Origin of the sequence: Roseovarius sp. (assembly GCF_965277045.1) — a bacterium.
Classification (GTDB): Bacteria; Pseudomonadota; Alphaproteobacteria; order Rhodobacterales; family Rhodobacteraceae; genus Roseovarius.
Genome location: NZ_OZ255712.1, coordinates 3,072,759 through 3,090,510 on the forward strand (window position 1 = coordinate 3,072,759; position 17,752 = coordinate 3,090,510).

Annotated in this window: 16 protein-coding genes; 8 read left to right on the plus strand and 8 right to left on the minus strand. The window is 65.8% G+C overall.

Translation table 11 applies throughout. The features are described 5' to 3' along the window. The first annotated feature begins 2 nt into the window (after positions 1–2). The 7 genes from ACQY4V_RS15355 (at position 3) to ACQY4V_RS15385 (ending at position 6,432) form a co-directional block, all read left to right on the plus strand. Positions 3–671 carry an FAD-binding oxidoreductase gene (locus ACQY4V_RS15355; RefSeq protein WP_428513119.1) on the plus strand — a complete coding sequence of 223 codons (669 nt, stop codon included), beginning with the start codon at positions 3–5 and terminating at the stop codon, positions 669–671. Between the two features lie 245 nt (positions 672–916). Beyond that, positions 917–1,273 (plus strand): ribosome silencing factor, encoded by a 357-nt coding sequence (gene rsfS, locus ACQY4V_RS15360; RefSeq protein ID WP_428513121.1) that lies wholly within the window; start codon positions 917–919, stop codon positions 1,271–1,273. Further along, positions 1,274–1,744: a 23S rRNA (pseudouridine(1915)-N(3))-methyltransferase RlmH gene (gene rlmH, locus ACQY4V_RS15365; RefSeq protein WP_428513123.1), complete on the plus strand. Its 471-nt coding sequence runs from the start codon at positions 1,274–1,276 to the stop codon at positions 1,742–1,744. It abuts the gene before it with no gap. Between the two features lie 155 nt (positions 1,745–1,899). Continuing rightward, a complete protein-coding gene (gene gpmI / locus ACQY4V_RS15370; RefSeq protein WP_428513125.1) occupies positions 1,900–3,417 on the plus strand; it encodes a 2,3-bisphosphoglycerate-independent phosphoglycerate mutase in 1,518 nt (505 codons plus the stop codon). Continuing rightward, entirely contained in the window at positions 3,414–4,553 is a 1,140-nt protein-coding gene (locus tag ACQY4V_RS15375; protein WP_428513127.1) for a murein hydrolase activator EnvC family protein, read from the plus strand. Before gpmI ends, ACQY4V_RS15375 begins: the two co-directional genes overlap by 4 nt. A gap of 8 nt (positions 4,554–4,561) precedes the next feature. Beyond that, the gene (locus tag ACQY4V_RS15380) at positions 4,562–5,908 is read left to right on the plus strand and encodes a S41 family peptidase (RefSeq protein WP_222452174.1); all 1,347 of its coding nucleotides are present in this window, start codon (positions 4,562–4,564) and stop codon (positions 5,906–5,908) included. 68 nt (positions 5,909–5,976) lie between these two features. Continuing rightward, entirely contained in the window at positions 5,977–6,432 is a 456-nt protein-coding gene (locus ACQY4V_RS15385) for a GNAT family N-acetyltransferase (protein ID WP_428513129.1), read from the plus strand. A 37-nt stretch (positions 6,433–6,469) separates the two neighbouring features. On the opposite strand, the gene ACQY4V_RS15390 is transcribed toward ACQY4V_RS15385, so the two are convergent. The 8 genes from ACQY4V_RS15390 to ACQY4V_RS15425 form a co-directional block, all read right to left on the minus strand. Then, the gene (locus ACQY4V_RS15390; RefSeq protein ID WP_428513131.1) at positions 6,470–7,603 is read right to left on the minus strand and encodes an aminotransferase class I/II-fold pyridoxal phosphate-dependent enzyme; all 1,134 of its coding nucleotides are present in this window, start codon (positions 7,601–7,603) and stop codon (positions 6,470–6,472) included. A 16-nt stretch (positions 7,604–7,619) separates the two neighbouring features. Then, the gene (locus ACQY4V_RS15395; protein WP_428513133.1) at positions 7,620–7,964 is read right to left on the minus strand and encodes a DUF2794 domain-containing protein; all 345 of its coding nucleotides are present in this window, start codon (positions 7,962–7,964) and stop codon (positions 7,620–7,622) included. 369 nt (positions 7,965–8,333) lie between these two features. Then, the gene (locus ACQY4V_RS15400; RefSeq protein WP_428513135.1) at positions 8,334–9,044 is read right to left on the minus strand and encodes an SDR family oxidoreductase; all 711 of its coding nucleotides are present in this window, start codon (positions 9,042–9,044) and stop codon (positions 8,334–8,336) included. Continuing rightward, positions 9,041–10,570, minus strand: a complete 1,530-nt coding sequence (locus ACQY4V_RS15405; protein ID WP_428513137.1) for an AAA family ATPase — start codon at positions 10,568–10,570, stop codon at positions 9,041–9,043. Before ACQY4V_RS15405 ends, ACQY4V_RS15400 begins: the two co-directional genes overlap by 4 nt. Before the next feature lie 122 nt (positions 10,571–10,692). Beyond that, entirely contained in the window at positions 10,693–11,328 is a 636-nt protein-coding gene (locus tag ACQY4V_RS15410) for an acyl-homoserine-lactone synthase (RefSeq protein WP_428513139.1), read from the minus strand. Positions 11,329–11,425: 97 nt separating this feature from the next. Next, on the minus strand, positions 11,426–12,151 hold the full coding sequence (locus ACQY4V_RS15415; RefSeq protein ID WP_428513141.1) for a helix-turn-helix transcriptional regulator: 726 nt from the start codon (positions 12,149–12,151) through the stop codon (positions 11,426–11,428). A gap of 382 nt (positions 12,152–12,533) precedes the next feature. Further along, positions 12,534–13,826, minus strand: coding sequence for a crotonyl-CoA carboxylase/reductase (gene ccrA / locus ACQY4V_RS15420; RefSeq protein WP_428513143.1), 1,293 nt, complete (start codon positions 13,824–13,826; stop codon positions 12,534–12,536). Between the two features lie 133 nt (positions 13,827–13,959). Then, positions 13,960–15,336: a 1-acyl-sn-glycerol-3-phosphate acyltransferase gene (locus ACQY4V_RS15425; RefSeq protein WP_428513145.1), complete on the minus strand. Its 1,377-nt coding sequence runs from the start codon at positions 15,334–15,336 to the stop codon at positions 13,960–13,962. 411 nt (positions 15,337–15,747) lie between these two features. Here ACQY4V_RS15425 and ACQY4V_RS15430 point away from each other — a divergent pair, with 411 nt between their 5' ends. Then, complete coding sequence (locus ACQY4V_RS15430) at positions 15,748–17,727, plus strand: methylmalonyl-CoA mutase family protein (RefSeq protein ID WP_428513147.1); 1,980 nt, start codon at positions 15,748–15,750, stop codon at positions 17,725–17,727. Positions 17,728–17,752 lie beyond the last annotated feature (25 nt).

A 17,752-nucleotide genomic window follows, 5' to 3' on the forward strand; every position in this document is an offset into this window, starting at 1 on the left:
TCATGGCCCATACGCTGACCCTGCAATCGCAGGAAAATGTCACCCACGACACGCATCGCTATGTGTTCGACCGCCCCGAAGGCTTTGAGTTTCAGCCCGGGCAGGCTGCAGAACTGGCGATGTGCCGCGACGGCTGGCAGGAGGAGGGGCGACCCTTCACCTTCACCTCGCTGCCCGCCGACAGTCATCTGGAATTCACGATCAAGAGCTACCCGTCGCATGACGGCGTGACCGAGAAGTTGCCAGACCTGGCGCCGGGCGAGCACGTCACGCTGGACGGACCCTTCGGCGCGATCACCGATGAGGGGCCGGGGCTGTTCCTGGCTGCGGGTGCGGGCGTCACGCCTTTCATCGCGATCCTGCGGAAGCGGGCGAAAGAGGGTGATCTGGACGGCTGTCAGCTGATCTTTTCCAACAGCAAGGAGAAGGACATCATCCTGCGCGACGAATGGCAGGGGATGGACGGCCTGAAGGTCGATCATGTGCTGTCGGACGAGGACGTCTCCGGGCTGCATCATGGCAAGGTCGACAAGGCGTTCCTGGAGGCTCACGCGAATCTGTCCGGTCAGGTCTATATCTGCGGGCCGCAAGGCTATGTCGATGCGATGCGCGACGCGGTGAAGGAGCTGGGCGTTCCCGGCGACCGCATCCACACCGAGGAAGGCTGGTAAGGGCGCGGAGTCCTACACAAGTCGGGTGTACGTGGCGGGATGCTGCCGTTTTCCGGGGCGCGAGGGCCACAGGCCCGGGCGCTTCGGGAAAGCCTTCATTGAATTGTGACACGCCAGTTGCTATTTTCGTGTCACGCTCGGCACCGGGGCGGATCGGTGCGTAGTAGAAGGAGGACAATGTCCTGTCTCTTACAATCGACGCGGCTCCGGCCGCTGAAAGGGGCGCGGGTTTGAGCGCGTCCGACATGGCGACAAGCAGTGACGCACAGCTTGCGCGCATCCTTTCCGCACTCGACGAAGACAAGGCCGAAGAGATCGTGCAGATCGACCTTCGGGGCAAGTCCCCGATCGGCGATTACATGGTGATCTGCTCGGGCCGGTCCTCGCGCCAGGTGACGGCCATCGCCGAAAAGCTTTCGGAGCGGCTGAAATCCGAGATGGGCGTGCTGACCAAGGTCGAGGGCAAGGACGCGGGCGACTGGGTGCTGATCGACACGGGCGACGTGATCGTCCATGTCTTCCGCCCCGAGGTGCGGGACTTCTATCAGCTTGAAAAGATGTGGCTTCAGGGTCACGGGGCAGCCCAGGCCGCCAAGAGCTGAATGCGCGTCCATATCTGCGCGGTGGGCCGGATGAAGACCGGCCCGGAACGCGCCTTGCTTGATGATTACCTGGTCCGGTTCGACCGGACCGGACGCAGCCTGGGGCTTGGCCCGGCAGAGATGCACGAGGTCGAGGACCGCAAGGGCGGCGGCATGGAGGCCGAGGCGCAGCTGCTGGAGCGCGCATTGCCCAAGGGGGCGGTGATCGTGGCGCTGGACGAGCGCGGCAAGCTGCTGACATCTCCTGAATTTTCGGACAATCTGGCCGGCTGGCGCGACACGGGCCGCGGCGACGTGGCCTTCGTGATCGGCGGCGCCGACGGGATCGCGCCCGCGCTGCGCGACCGGGCGGAGGTCACGCTGTCCTTCGGCAAGATGGTCTGGCCGCACATGCTGGCCCGGGTGATGCTGGCCGAGCAGCTTTACCGCGCGGCCTCGATCCTGGCGGGGGCGCCCTATCACCGGGCGTGACCTTGCGGGGTGGCTGCGCCACACTTTGTAGCGGTGATGAGGGGCGCTGCCCCTCAAACTCCCCGGGATATTTCGGGCCAGAGGAAGCGGGCAAGAAAGCGGTTCACCACCCGGTTCAGACGGGTTAGAAGCGGCCAAGGATTCAGGAGGCAGGATTGAGCGCGCCAAGACCCGTAGTTTTGTGTATTCTCGACGGTTGGGGCATCAGCGAGGAGCGTGAGGCGAACGCGCCCGCGCTGGCCGCGACGCCGCATTTCGATCGGCTGATGGAGACCTGTCCGAACGCCACGCTGATCACCCATGGCCATGACGTGGGCCTGCCCGAGGGGCAGATGGGCAATTCCGAGGTGGGGCACCTCAATATCGGCGCGGGCCGGGTGATCGAGATGGATCTGCGGCGCATCGACCGGGCGATCGAGACCAGCACGTTCGGCGCCCTGCCCGGGTTCATCCGGTTTGCCGACAAGGTCGAGGCCGCGGGGGGCACCGCGCACCTGCTGGGCGTGCTGTCGGATGGCGGGGTGCACAGCCATATCGGGCACATGATCGCGGCGGCCAACGCGCTGACGGCACGGGGTGTGCCGGTGGCCATTCATGCCTTCACCGACGGGCGCGACGTGGCGCCGACCTCGGCCAAGGTATACCTGGAGGCGTTGCGCGCGGCGCTGCCCATGGGGGCCCGGATCGCCACCGTGTCGGGGCGGTATTACGCGATGGACCGCGACAACCGCTGGGACCGGGTGCAACTGGCCTACGAGGCGCTGGCCCATGGCGAGGGGTACACCGCCGATACCGCCGCCTGCGGCATCGACGAGGCCTATGCCAAGGGCCGGACCGACGAGTTCATCAAGCCGCGCGTTCTGGGGGATTATGACGGCATGAAGGACGGCGACGGTCTGTTGTGCCTGAATTTCCGCGCCGACCGGGCGCGCGAGATCCTGGCGGCCTTCGCCGACCCCGAGTTCGACGATTTCGAGACCGGCAGGCGCCCGGCCTTTTCCGCCGTCAGCGGGTTCACCGAGTATTCGCGCCGGCACAGCGCCTATATGGACTGCATCTTTCCCGACGAGCAGCCGGTGAACACGCTGAGCGCCTGGCTGGCGCAGCATGGCAAGCGCCAGTTCCACACCGCCGAGACCGAGAAATACCCGCATGTGACCTTTTTTCTGGCCGGCGGGCGCGAGACCCCCGAGGACGGCGAGGCGCGGTACATGGCGCCGTCGCCCAAGGTGGCGACCTATGATTTGCAACCCGAGATGTCGGCGGGCGAGGTCACCGACCACCTGGTGGAGGCCGTCGCCGAAGGCTACGATTTCATCGTGGTGAACTATGCCAACCCCGACATGGTGGGCCATACCGGCGACCTGGGGGCGGCGATCCGCGCCTGCGAGGCAGTGGATGCGGGGCTGGGCCGGGTGCTCGACGCGCTGGAGGCGGCGGGGGGCGCCATCATCGTCACCGCCGATCACGGCAATTGCGAGACCATGGTGGACCCGCTGACCGGCGGGCCGCATACCGCGCATACCACCAACCCGGTGCCGGTCATCGTCAGGGGCGCGCCCGAGGGCGCGCGTCTGCGCGACGGGCGGCTGGCCGACCTGGCGCCCACGGTGCTGGACCTGATGGACCTGCCCAAGCCGGACGAGATGACCGGGACGAGCCTTCTGGAATGATCCGCGCGGCGCTTCTTTCGCTGGCGCTCATGGGCGGCGCCCCCGCCCTGGCGCAGGACCCCGGCACGGAGGCGCGGGCTGCGTCGGACCGCCTGAACCGGGCCGCGGCGCTGATGGAGGCGGCCGAGGGCGCGGCCAACCGCGTGAAGGCTCTGACCGAAGTGGTGGGCGCCTACGAGGACGGGCTAGAAGCGATGCGCGAGGGCCTGCGCCGCGCCGCCATCCAGGAAGAGGCGCTGTCGCGCCGCCTGCAATCGCGCGAGGACGAGATCGCCCGCCTTCTGGGCGTGTTGCAGAGCATGGCGCAATCCGAGGGGCCGGTGCTGTTGTTGCATCCTTCCGGCCCGATCGGCACGGCGCGGTCGGGCATGATCCTGTCGGATGTCACCCCGGCGCTGGAAACCCGCGCCGCCGCCCTGCGAGCCGAGCTGGAAGAGGTGACCGTGCTGCGGCAGTTGCAGCAAAACGCGCTCGACACCCTGCGCGAGGGGCTGAAGGGCGCACAGGATGCGCGCACCGCGCTGAGCCAGGCGATTGCCGACCGCACCGACCTGCCGCGCCGGTTCGTCGAGGACCCGGTGAAGACCGCGCTGCTGGTGGCCTCGACCGAAACGCTGGAAGGGTTCGCCAGCGGGCTGAGCCAGATCGCGGTCGACGAGGTGCCCGGATCGCTGCCCGGGATCGACGCCCGCAAGGGCAGCCTGCGCCTGCCGGTCGAGGGGCGCATCCTGCGCCGTGCCGGAGAGGCCGATGCCGCCGGGATCGTCCGGCCCGGCATCCTGATGGCGACCCGGCCCCGGGCGCTGGTGACCACGCCGGCCCCGGCCACGCTGCGTTATCGCGGCGAGCTTCTGGATTACGGCAACGTCGTGATCCTGGAGCCGCAGGCGGGCCTTCTGATGGTGTTTGCCGGGCTTGACGTGGTGTACGGCGAAATCGGCGAGGTTCTGCCCGGCGGCAGCCCGATCGGCATGATGGGCGCGCCCGAGGGCGAGGCCGGCGAGGATGCTAACGCGCTCTTGATCGAGAATGAAAAAGATGCGGGTGCGTCCCGGAGCCAAACCCTTTATATAGAACTGCGAGAAGACAACGAACCCGTCGATCCGGAGACCTGGTTCGAGACAAGCGAAGGATGAGCAACCCGATGAAGAAGTTTCTGATCGCCGCCCTCGTCGGCAGCCTGACGGGCGCGGTCGTGACAACCCAAGTCGCCGCGCCGCTTCTGGCGCAGGAGGCGGCCAAGACGACGAATGTCTACGAACAGCTTGACCTCTTTGGCGATATTTTCGAGCGAATCCGCTCGCAATATGTCGAGGAAGTGGACGAAGGCGAACTGATCGAGGCCGCGATCAACGGCATGCTGACCTCGCTCGATCCACATTCCAGCTATCTCAGCCCCGACGATGCCGCCGACATGCGGGTGCAGACCCGCGGCGAGTTCGGCGGGCTTGGCATCGAGGTGACGCAGGAAGACGGATTCGTTAAGGTCGTGTCGCCGATCGACGGCACACCGGCCGAGAATGCCGGCATCGAGGCCGGCGATTTCATCACCCATGTGGACAGCGAAAGCGTGCTGGGCCTGACCCTGGACGAGGCGGTGGAAATGATGCGCGGCCCCGTGGGCAGCGAGATCGTCATCACCGTGGTCCGAGAAGGCGAGGCGGAACCCTTCGACGTGTCGATCGTGCGCGACACGATCAAGCTGACCGCGGTGCGGGTGCGCACCGAGCAGCAAAGCGTCGTGCTGCGGGTGACCACGTTCAACGACCAGACCTTCCGCAACCTGGAAAGCGGCCTGGCCGAGCAGATCGAGGACGCGGGCGGCATCGACAAGATCAACGGCATCGTGCTGGACCTGCGCAACAACCCCGGGGGCCTGTTGAACCAGGCGATCCAGGTCAGCGACGCGTTCCTGGAAAAGGGCGAGATCGTCAGCACACGGGGCCGTGCGCCCGAGGATGGCGAGCGCTTCAACGCCAAGCCGGGCGACCTGGCGGAGGGCAAGCCCATCGTCGTGCTGATCAACGGCGGGTCGGCCTCGGCGTCGGAAATCGTCGCCGGCGCGCTGCAGGATCACCGCCGCGCCATCGTCGTGGGCACCAAGAGCTTCGGCAAGGGATCGGTCCAGACGGTCATGCCGCTGCGGGGCGACGGCGCGATGCGCCTGACCACGGCGCGGTATTACACGCCGTCGGGCCGCTCGATCCAGGCGCTGGGTGTCAGCCCGGACATCATCGTGGACCAGCCGCGCCGCGCCGAGGAAAGCGAGGAGGACGAGGAGGAAAACCCCGCCAACCGCTTTGACCGCTCGGAGGCGGACCTGCGCGGGCGTCTCGACAATGACAGCCTGAGCGAGGACGAGATCCGCCAGATCGAGGAAGACCGCGAGAAGGTCGAGCAAGCCGCCAAGCTGCGCGAGGAAGACTACCAGTTGGCCTATGCCATCGACATCCTCAAGGGCCTGACAGCGCTGGGTCCGGAATACGAGTGATCCGGTCAGAGACTGAATGAACACGCGGGCGGGGATGATCCCCGCCCGTTTTCGTTTTAGGCTGCGTCATGCCCGAATTGCGCCAACCTTCCGCCAATGATCTTGCCGACCTGACCGCCCTGTGCCTGCGGTCCAAGGCCTACTGGGGATATGACGCGGAGTTCATGGCCGCCTGCGTGCCGGTGCTGACGCTGACCGAGGCCGACCTGACGGACATTCCGACGATCACCGAGGTCGAGGGCGAGACGCTGCTCGGCATGGTGCAGGTCTCGAACGGGGACGAGGGCTGTTATCTGCAAAGGCTTTTCGTCGATCCTGCGCATATGGGCATGGGAACCGGGCGGCGGCTGTTTCAATGGGCGGTCGGGACGGCCCGCGGCATGGGGGCCACGGAAATGATCGTCGAGTCCGATCCCGGCGCGGTGCCTTTCTATGTCGCCATGGGCTGCCGTCCCGCAGGCGCGGCCCCGTCCGAGGCGATCCCGGGCCGGATGCTGCCGCGCCTGGTGTACGACCTGCGGTAGGCCCCACGAAATTCGCACGAATTTCGTCGGGCTCCGATCAGCCGGCGCGCGTCAGATGCGCCTCCATCGCCGCCAGCCCGTCGTCCAGCCCGCGCCGCCCGAAGCCGAGGCGGAAGCGGTCTGTCGGCGTCAGCCCGAGGTCGGAGCGGTAGATCGTGCTAGGCAACAGAAGAACGCCCGACTCTTCCACCAGCTTGCGGGCGAATTCCTCGACGCCGTCCGCCCCCAGATAGCGCGGGAAGCCCATGCAGGCACCATCCGGGCGCCGCCACTCGAAAAGATCGGGATGGCGGGCAAAGAACGCGTCCCATTTGGGCAGGTTCTCGTCCACGATGGCACAGTTGCGCGCCAGGATCGCATCGCGGTTCTTGAGCGCGATGAGCGCCAGCCGCTCGCTGGGGCCGGAATTGCAGATCGACAGGTAATGCTTCATCCGCTCCATCCGGCTGAGCACCTCGCGGTCCTGGCAGGCGATCCAGCCGACGCGCAGCCCCGGCAGGCCGTAGGATTTCGACATCACGCCCAGCGAGAGCCCGCGTTCGTAGACATCGGCGATGAACGGCAGGTGTTCGGCGTCCGACGGGCCCAGCCCGTTGAAGATCTCGTCATGCAGGATCCAGATGCCGTGGTGGCGGCAAAGCTCGATCAGCGCGTCGTAGCGGTCGCGCGGCAGGATCGCGCCGGTGGGATTGTGCGGAAAGTTGATGGTCAGCAGGCGGGTGTTGGGGCGGATCGCTTCGCGCACCCGGTCGATGTCGAGCGACCAGTTGTCGTTCGGATCGAGCGGTACGCCGGTCGCCTCGCAGATCGCCAGGGGCAGGCTTTCGTGCGACTGGTAGTTGGGGGTGACCACGATGGCGTGGCTGTCTGCATCCAGCAGAACGGTGTTTGCTGCGAAGATGCCTTCGCTGGCCCCGGCGAAACACAGGATGTTGTCCGCCGGTTGCGCCTTGTAGGTTGCGGCAATCGCCGCGCGCAGTTCGGGCGCGCCGTAGGTTTCGGTATAGCCCAGCCACATATTCTCGAACCCGTCGCGGTCTTCGGGGTTGGCCATGGCCAGCAGTTCGGGAAGGGACATGCTCTCTGCGTCCGAGGCGGTCATGTGGTGGCGGGCCTTGAATTCCCACTTGGCGAAATGGGTTTCCAGCCGGAAATCGGGCAGGGTCGTCATGCGTTTTCCTGTTGGTTCAGTCTATCGCACGGATAAGCTTGCGCTCCAGCACGCGCAAGACGGTGCGCAGGTCATGCCCGCGTTTCAGCACCTGCCCGTCCATGCCGATCACCGCGTATTGCCCCTGCCGGCTGCGCAGCTTGGGGCGTTTCTCGATCCGGTAGAGCGGGTTCTCGGCGGTGCGGCGGAAGACCGAGAAGATCGCGACGTCGCGCAGGCTGGAGATCCCGTAGTCGCGCCATTCGCCGGCGGCGACCATGCGGCCATAGACCGACAGGATCGCGGCAAGCTCGGTGCGGTGGAAGGCCACCTGTTGCGCGCTGCCTTGCGGCGGGAACGGAGAGGTGGGTTGGAATGTCATGTCTTCAGAGTTGCGGTAAAAGGGTGGCGAGGCAAGGGATTTGTGGATCTTGCCGGTCTGGCGGCTGGGTGGTGCCGCTGTCATGCCGGAGCTGATCCGGGGTCTCTTTGGTCAAGTCTGGGGTTCTACGAAGCTGTCCATCAAACAGCTCCAACGCGCGGAACCAAGGCGCGGCTTTGCCGCGCCGCCGCGCGATCGTCCGGTGACCGAAAGGCGATTGCAAGCAATCGCTGAAAGGGGGGCCGCCCGGACGGGCTGGCGATTGGGGGACATAGGCGTGCCGATCAGAGGTCTTACGGATGCGGCTTCCATAAAGCGCCATGAACACGTGTCGGCTCGCCATCCCGCGGTCTGGCAATCGCGCGGCCCCTACCCCCGGCCGATATAGGGCATCTTCGTCGCCATCACCGTCAAAAACTGGACGTTTGCCTCGGGCGGCATTTCGGCCATGTGCAACACCGACCGGGCGGCATTTTCCACGTCCATCGTGTGCATCTCGGGGTTGGCCTCTTTCAGGCCCGCCACCAGTTCGCTTTCGGCATTGCCGATGTCGATCTGGCCGCAGGCGATGTCGAAAGGCCGGCCATCCAGCGACAGCGAACGGGTCATGCCGGTGATCGCGTGTTTCGACGTGGTGTAGCAGATCGAGCCGGGGCGCGGCACGTAAGCGGACAGCGAGCCGTTGTTGATGATCCGCCCGCCCTGCGGGTCCTGCGCGCGCATGGCGGCGAAGGCCAGTCGCGCGGTGATGAACATGCCGCGCAGGTTGACGGACATGACCTCGTCGAAAGCCTCGACACTGACGGCGTCGGGCGTGGTCGAGGGGCCGAACATGCCGGCATTGTTGAACACCGCATCCAGACGCCCGGCCTTGTCCAGAAACGTCTCGAAGGCGCGGTCCATCGCTGCCGCATCGGTCACGTCGGCGGGCAGGACCACCGCCTCGCGGCCGTGGGCCACCTCTTTCAGTTTGTCGGCGCGGCGGGCGAGCAGCCCCACGCGCCAGCCCGCGTTAAGAAAGACCTCGGCGGTGGCGCGGCCAATGCCGGAACTGGCCCCGGTGATCAGGATGGATTTCATGCCTCTTCCTCCGCTTCCAGTTCCAGGGCCGCGGGGGCGGCGCGCAGGTCGTCGATGCGCAGCGCCCCCGTGGGTTTCGACAGGCGGTTGCGCACCACCCAGTGCAGCCGCTCCTCGGCGCGGGTGATGGCGACGTAGGCCAGACGCTTCCACAGCGGTTGCCCCGCCTCGGTCCGGCCCATGCGGGCGGCGGCGTAGATGTCCGGCGCGAAGACCTGCACGTCGGGCCACTGGCTGCCTTGCGCCTTGTGGATCGTGACCGCCGCGCCGTGCAGGAAGGTGGCGCCCATGCGGGCGGCGAAGGGAATGAAGGGTTCTTCCTCGTCCGGTTTCTCGATCTTGACGATGCTGGCCGCACTCACGCGGGGATCCTCCGCGCCCATCACGTGCAGGCGGGAAAAGCCCGGCTTGCGGCCCGCGCCCAGATAGATCACCTGCGCGCCCTTGATCAGGCCGCGCGCCTCGAGGTCGAGCCGTTTCTTGCGGTGCTTGAGCGGCAGTTCCAGCCCGTCGCAAATGAGCGGCTCGCCTTCCAGAAGCTCGGTGTCGGGCGCGCCATGCACGGCGCGAAAGGCGTTGATCAGGCGGATGCGTGTGGCGTTGCGCCAGACGAGGACGGGCGAGCGCGCCATCAGGTCGACCTCGACCCGTTGCGCCCATTGCACGCGGTCGTCCTGCGCCGCCTTCTGCTCGACCAGCCGCTCGAAATCCTGGAAGCCCACGTCGGGGTCACCCAAGGAGTGCGCCAGATCGAGGATCGGGTTGTCGGCGTCCTGCCGGTGGATGCGGTTCAGCGTCAGCTTGGCGGGCGCGGGCAGCCCGTCGAAGACCATCGCGCCGGACTGGTTCACCGGGGCGAGCTGGGCGGGGTCTCCGAAGAGAAGCAGCGTCGGAAAGATTTCCTGCAGGTCCTCGTATTGCTTTTCATCGAGCATCGAGGCCTCGTCGATGAAGCCGATATCCAAAGGCTCTTCGCGGCGCTTCCAGCCGGTGATGAAATCGCTGCCCCTGAGACCGGCAGCCGCCAGCGCCCCGGGGATGGACTTGTGCGTGCCATAGAACAGCCGCGCGCGTTCCAGTGCCTCTTCGGTCAGGCCCTCGATCTCGGGCTTGTCGCCATTGCCGGCCAGCCATTCGGCGATGCGCTCGTATTCGGGGTCATAGACGGGGGTATAGAGGATGCGGTGAATGGTGGTGGCGGGCACGCCGCGCATCCGAAGGACACTGGCGGCCTTGTTGGTGGGCGCGAGGATAGCCAGTGTGCGCCGGTCCTTGCGGCGGCGGCCTTCCCAGTCGCCAGACACCACGTCGACGCCGGCCTCCTCCAGCGCGCGGTAGAGTGCGGCCAAGAGCAGCGTCTTGCCCGACCCGGCCTTGCCCACCACGGCCATGACGCGGGATTTGCCCTCGCGTGGCGGGGTCAGCATTCCCTCGTCCAGGTCGACGCCAACCTCGCGCAGCGCGGCCGCGATGCGGTCATGGGCCTCGGCCTGGTCGTCAGAGTATGTAAGCGCGGTCTGGGACATGGCGCGACCCTACAGCCGCACACATCGCTGCACCAGCGCGGGCACCATTTTCTGCGCAGAAAATGGGTCGGAAAATGCGTATTTTCCGGGTCGGAATTTGCGCAAATTCCGGTACGCCCCGCTTAGGCCGTTTGCGCGAAAGGCTGGCGCTCGTCGCCAAAGCTGCGGCGGAACCATTGCTCGCTCAATTGCGGGGTCACGCCGGCGCGTCGTGCCACTTGGGCGCGGGCGGCATCGGTGAATTCCCACAAGCCTACGCTGATCCGGTCACGGCCCGCGCCGACGCTGCCCAGAACCTCTGGCGAGGCGCCGATCATGCGGTAGATCCGCACCATGCGCGCGTCGAACACGCCGGCGAAATGCTGCACGCCGAAATGGCGCATCAACTCGCCCCCGCCCAGCATCAGCGCGGCGGCGACGCGGCTTTCGGCGCCGCGCGCCAGGCAGAACCGGGTGCATTCCCAGATATGCGGGCTGACGATCGTACCGCCGCCCAGGATATCGGTGAAATGGTCGTTGATCATCGTGCGCCCGGTCGTGGGCAGGAACCGCATCGAGCCCTTGTGGCGCCCGTCCGCCCCTTCCCAGATCACGTAGAGCGGGTTGAGGGCGTCGTATTCATCGCGCTCGAACCCCTGCGCATCGACACGCACGTCCCAGCCGAGCCGGGTTTTGAACTGGTCGGCCCGGTCGCGGAACATGCCGTCGGACAGCTTGGCGAAACGGTTCAGTTGATCGGCGTATAGGTAGCGCAGCATGGTCGAATTCCCCTCTGTCGTGACGATAAGAGGAAAATTCTCGACAATTCGTTAAGCGCCCGTGCGTGCACCGCGCGCTGCGTTCACCGGCCCCGTGTCAGATCACGATCAGCCCCTGGCTGATGGCGCGGGCCACCGCGTGGACGGTGTTGATCGCCCCAAGCTTGAACCGCGCGGATTCGATGTAGACCCGCAGCGTGTGTTCCGAGATCGACAGCGTGTCGGCCACCTGCGCCCGACCATAGCCCAGGGCCAGCAGCGTCAGCGCATCCACCTCGCGCGGGGATAGCTGGCGCGCGGGCGCGGGGGCGCGGTCGGGCTCGAACTCCAGCGCCTTCTGGTTGAAGGTGTGGGCGCACAGGATCAGCTCGCGGCGGCGCGACTCGGTGAACGCCGCCCAGGCGTCGTCATCGCAGCAGTGGTTCACGGTAAAGAGCGCGAATTGCCCGTTCGGCCCGCGCAGCGGAATGGAATAGCCCTGGTTGCCCAGCCCGTGGTCCAGCGCCTCTTTCAGGAAGGCCTGCGCGGGCTTGCCGGACCAGTCCAACCGTTTCCAGTCGACCGGGTGGAACCGCTGATAGCAGCCCTTGATGACAGGATCTATGCGCAGGTAGTCCTTTTCGACATAGCGCGCCACCCAGGCCGGATCGTAGGTGCCGCAGCCGTACTGGTCGCCCGCCGCGCTGACCCAGTGATAGACGAGATGGTCGATGTGAAACAGGTCGCGCAGGCGTATGGCGACGTCCTGCAAGCCCGCCGGGTCACGGGCGCGTTCGAGGTCTTCCAAGATCGGTTCGAGCCGCCGTGGCGGTTGCACGTTCATACCCAATCGTCCCTTCCCGCGCGGGCGTCGATTTCGACGTCAGCTCCGCCGCCGCGACGAGTCTCGTGTCGTCGATCTGTTCGGCGAGTTCCCCAAGACCGTTCTGCCGAGCGAAGGTCCTGAGGTCGGCCAGGACGTCCAGTATCCACTCGTTCTGCATCACAGCCTCCTCCGGGAGCGGTTAACGAAAGGTTAACTCAACTTTAGCATGTTTAAGATTTTGGCCGTATTCGCGGTTTTTCACTCCCCGGAAATAGCGAGGGCGAGATTTCCAGCCTCCTGAATTCGTTGAACCCGGCGCAGGACAACGAAAGAAGCCCGCGAACCGGGTCACCGATTCGCGGGCCAGATGCGGGCCGAACCGGCCCGTCAGGGAGAAAGCTTAACTTTTCTTGCCTGCGTCCAGCACGTCCTCGACCGTGCGCAGGCCGGTGCGGGGCGATTGCACCAGCACCGCCATGTTGCCCGGCTTATGCTCGTTGCGCAGCATTTTCATGTGCGCGCCGGGGATCTCTTCCCACGGGAAGACCTCGGACATGCAGGGATCAATGCGACGCTCGACCACCAGCTTGTTCGCGGACGAGGCCTGTTGAAGGTGGGCGAAGTGGCTGCCCTGAAGGCGCTTCTGGTGCATCCACATGTAGCGCACGTCGAAGGTGCAGTTGAAGCCGGTGGTGCCGGCGCAGATCACGACCATGCCGCCCTTTTTGCAGACCAGCGTCGAGACCGGAAAGGTCGCCTGACCGGGGTGTTCGAACACCACGTCGACATTGTTGCCCTTGCCGGTGATGTCCCAGATCGCCTTGCCGAACTTGCGCGCCTCGGTGAACCATTCCTTGTATTCGGGGCTGTTCACCTTGGGCAGTTCGCCCCAGCAGTTGAAATCCTTGCGGTTGATCACGCCCTTGGCGCCAAGGCTCATGACGAAATCGCGCTTGTCCTCGTCAGAAATCACGCCGATCGCGTTGGCGCCCACGGTGTTTGCCAGCTGGATCGCGAAGGACCCCAGACCGCCCGAGGCGCCCCAGACCAGCACGTTCTGCCCGGGTTTCAGCTCATGCGGGTGGTGGCCGAACAGCATCCGGTAGGCGGTGGCCAGCGTCAGCGTGTAGCACGCGCTTTCCTCCCAGCTCAGGTGCTTGGGCCGCGGCATCAGCTGTTGCGCCTGCACGTTGGTGAACTGCGCGAAGGAGCCGTCGGGAGTCTCATAGCCCCAGATCCGCTGCGTGGGCGAAAACATCGGGTCGCCGCCGTTGCAGTGGATGTCGTTGCCGTCGTCCTGGTTGCAGTGGATCACGACCTCGTCGCCCACTTTCCAGTTCTTGACCTTGTCACCCACAGCCCACACGACACCCGAAGCGTCGGAGCCGGCGATGTGATAGTCGGCGCCATGCCCGTCGAACGGGCTGATCGGCTCGCCCAGGCCCGCCCAGATGCCGTTGTAGTTCACGCCTGCGGCCATCACCAGCACCAGCACCTCGTTGCTGTCCGGCGTGGGCGTGTCGACCACCTCGACCTGGAAGGACTTGTCGGGCTCGCCATGACGTTCGCGGCGAATGGCCCAGGCATACATCTGCTTGGGCACATACCCCAGGGGCGGCAGCTCGCCGATCTCGTAGAGGTCTTTCTCGGGCGCGTCGTAGGGCGCGATTCCGGTGTCGGTGTCCAGAGCCATCGGGGCCTCCTTCATAAGCGTTTGCCGCGATGCAGAATCGGGCGTGTCCGCACTGAAATATCTTTCATCGCGCAACAATGCAATGCCGACTTGTGTGTTTTTGAAATTTTATAACCCCGCAGTCGCAGAAAAATCAGCCGTTTTGCGCCGCATCTGCAAAGAACTGCCGGATCGAATTGGCGTAATAGACCAGCAGGTCGCGCTCTTCGGGCACGATCTCGATGCCCTCCGCGGTGTCGCGGACCAGCCCGCGCTTGCGCAGGATGCGCAGGCCGACCTCGACGGAATAGGCCAGATCCTCGCGCGGGATGTGGATATGCGCCTGGCCAAGGCTGTCGGTCATCCCGGCCAGCACCTCTCTCAGCTCGGCCTCGGGCAGCGGCGTTCCGGCCGCCAGGAGGGCGTGGGCGACCATCGGCACCGGCAGCACCGGCACCTCCTGCCCGATCCGCGTCATCAGGCGGTCGCCCAGCCTCTCGACCGGGGCGCCGGGGTGTTCGCGCTGAAACGCCGACAGGGAGACCGGCGCGCCGAAGCTGACTGCGGCATAGCCGTGGCGGTGATAGCGCCGGGTGATCCACAGCCAGAATTGCTTCAGCACGAAGCCCGCCACGACGCTGATCCGCGCCCCGAAGCGGCGCTTGCCCGCTTTGCCCGCGGCCACCAGGATGCGGTCCTCGAACACCCGGTCATAATTGACGGCGACCGGCACGAAAACCACGTCGCGCCCGTCCGGTTCGCGTTCCTCGATGATGTATTTCAGGATCCCCAGCTTGGGCTTGGCCAGCGCGCCATCGAGGCTCAGCCCGCCTTCGGGGAAGACCGCCTGGGTCACGCCGCCATCGGTGGCCATCCCGACATAGCGCGCCAGCACACGACGATAGAGCGCGTTGAGCGACCGGCGCCGGATGAAATACGCGCCCATGGTGCGGATCAGCCGGCTAAGCGGCCAGACCCGCGCCCATTCGCCCACGGCATAGCTCAGCGCCGACTGCTCGGCGGCGAGCCACGTGACCAACACGTAATCCATGTTCGAGCGGTGGTTCATCACGAAGATCACCGTGGCGTCGGGGTCGATCCGGCCGATCCCCTCTGCATCGAACCGCCCCATCCGCACGCGGTAAAGCGCGGTGCTCAAGAGCTTGGCCAGCCGGATCGCGATGCCGAAATAGGCGGTGGCGGAAAAGCTGGGCACGATCTCGCGCGCGTACCGCTTGGCCTTCTCAAACGCGACGTTCTCGGGGATGCCGTTTTCCCGCGCGTGCTCGGCGATGGCCTTGCTGACCTCGGGGTCGTAGATCAGGCGCTGGATCATGTCGTAGCGACGCGCAAGCTTGAACGGCTCGATCTTGCGCTCCAGCCGCTGGTTCAGGCGGTTCACCACCCGCTCCATCCGGCGGCGGAAGAACCAGCGCACCGAGGGGAACAGGAAATGCGAGGCAAAGGTGACCGCCGCGAAGAGCAGGATCAGCACCAGCAGCCAGAGGGGAAGTTCGACCGTTTGCGTCATTGCCCGCACCATGCCAGCCCGCGTGAGGGGGTACAAAGGAAAACGGGTGGGGGGGCCGCGCGATTGCCAGACCGCGGGCTGGCGACCCAACGGTGGTTCATGGCACTTTATCCAAGCCAACTCCGGAAAACTTCAAATCGAAGCGCCTACGGCACCCAATCGCCAGACCGGGGGGCGGCCCCCCTTTCGGCGATTGCAGGCAATCGCCTTTCGGTCAGCGGCCGATCGCGCGGCGGCCTTCGGCCTTGATTCCGCGCGAGGGATAGTAGGCTGCAGTGTTTGCTTAGTGAGGCCACTCACCCCACCCCGCCGCGAATTGCCGCAACGCAGCGAATTGACAGGCTCACATAATTCCGAATAGTTTGCCGCTATTGAAAGAAAGTTGCGCAAACCGATTCACGAGGCCGCCTGATGTCGCAGATGCAGAATGACACCCCAAAGGATCGTCCCTGGCTGATCCGCACCTACGCGGGCCACTCCACCGCCAAGGCGTCGAACGCGCTCTACCGCGGCAACCTTGCCAAGGGGCAGACGGGCCTCAGCGTGGCGTTCGATCTGCCCACCCAGACGGGCTATGACAGCGATCACGTGCTCAGCAAGGGCGAGGTCGGCAAGGTCGGCGTACCGGTCTGTCACCTGGGCGACATGCGCACGCTCTTCGACCAGATCCCGCTGGACCAGATGAACACCTCGATGACGATCAACGCCACCGCGCCGTGGCTGCTGGCGCTTTACGTGGCGGTGGCCGAGGAACAGGGCGCCGATGTCAGCGCCCTGCAAGGCACGGTGCAGAACGACCTGATCAAGGAATACCTCAGCCGCGGCACTTATATCTGCCCGCCGAAACCGAGCCTGAAGATGATCGGGGACGTGGCCGAATATTGCTACACCCATATCCCCAAGTGGAACCCGATGAACGTGTGTTCCTACCACCTGCAAGAGGCCGGTGCGACACCGCAGCAGGAGCTGGCCTTTGCGCTGGCCACCGCCTGCGCCGTGCTGGACGAGCTGAAGCTGCGCGTGCCCGAAGAGGATTTTCCGGCGCTCTGCGGGCGCATCAGTTTCTTCGTCAACGCCGGCATCCGGTTCGTGACCGAAATGTGCAAGATGCGCGCCTTCGTCGACCTGTGGGACGAGATCCTGTTGGAGCGCTACGGCGTCGAGAACCCCAAGTTCCGCCGCTTCCGCTATGGCGTGCAGGTGAACTCCCTCGGCCTGACCGAGCAGCAGCCCGAGAACAACGTCTACCGCATCCTGATCGAGATGCTGGCGGTGACCCTATCGAAAAAGGCCCGCGCCCGCGCCGTGCAACTGCCAGCCTGGAACGAGGCGCTGGGCCTGCCCCGCCCGTGGGATCAGCAATGGTCGATGCGGATGCAGCAGATCCTGGCCTACGAGACGGACCTTCTGGAATACGAGGACCTCTTCGACGGCAACCCCGCCGTCGATGCCCGCGTCGAGCAATTGAAAGACAGCGCCCGGCAGGAGCTTGAGACGCTCGACAGCATGGGCGGCGCCATCGGGGCCATCGAACACATGAAGGCGCGGCTGGTGGACAGCAACGCCGACCGGCTTGGCCGGATCGAGGCGGGCGAGACCACGGTGGTGGGCGTCAACAAGTTCACCACGACCGAGCCGAGCCCCCTGCAATCCGAGGATGGCGGCATAATGCGCGTCGATCCCGCGACCGAGGCCGAGCAGATCGACCGCCTGAACGCCTGGCGCGAGGAGCGCGACGACGAGGCGGTGAAAACCGCGCTGGCCGCCCTGCGCGAGGCGGCGGCGATGAACGAGAACATCATGCCGGCCTCCATCGCGGCGGCCAAGGCGGGTGTCACCACCGGCGAATGGGCCGAACAGATGCGCCAGATCCACGGCCAGTATCGCGGCCCCACCGGGGTCTCGGGCAGCCCGTCGAACCGGACCGAGGGCCTCGACGATATCCGCGAGGCGGTCGATGCGGTCAGCAAGAAGCTTGGCCGCCGCCTGAAATTCCTGATGGGCAAGCCGGGGCTTGATGGCCATTCCAACGGCGCCGAGCAGATCGCCTTCCGCGCCCGCGATTGTGGCATGGACATCTCTTACGAGGGCATCCGCCTGACGCCCGAGGAGATCGTCACCGCCGCGCTGGAGGACGAAGCGCACGTGATCGGCCTGTCGATCCTGTCAGGATCGCACATGCCGCTGGTCGAGGACCTGCTGAACCGGATGCGCGAGGCGGGGCTGGGCCACGTGCCGCTGATCGTCGGCGGCATCATCCCCGACGAGGATTCCAAGCGCCTGCTGGAAATGGGCGTGGCGCGGGTCTATACGCCGAAGGATTTCGAGCTGAACACGATCATGATGGACATCGTCACGCTGGCCGATCCCAAGGCGGTGGCCGCCGAGTGACCGACCAGACGGATCGCAACAAGGC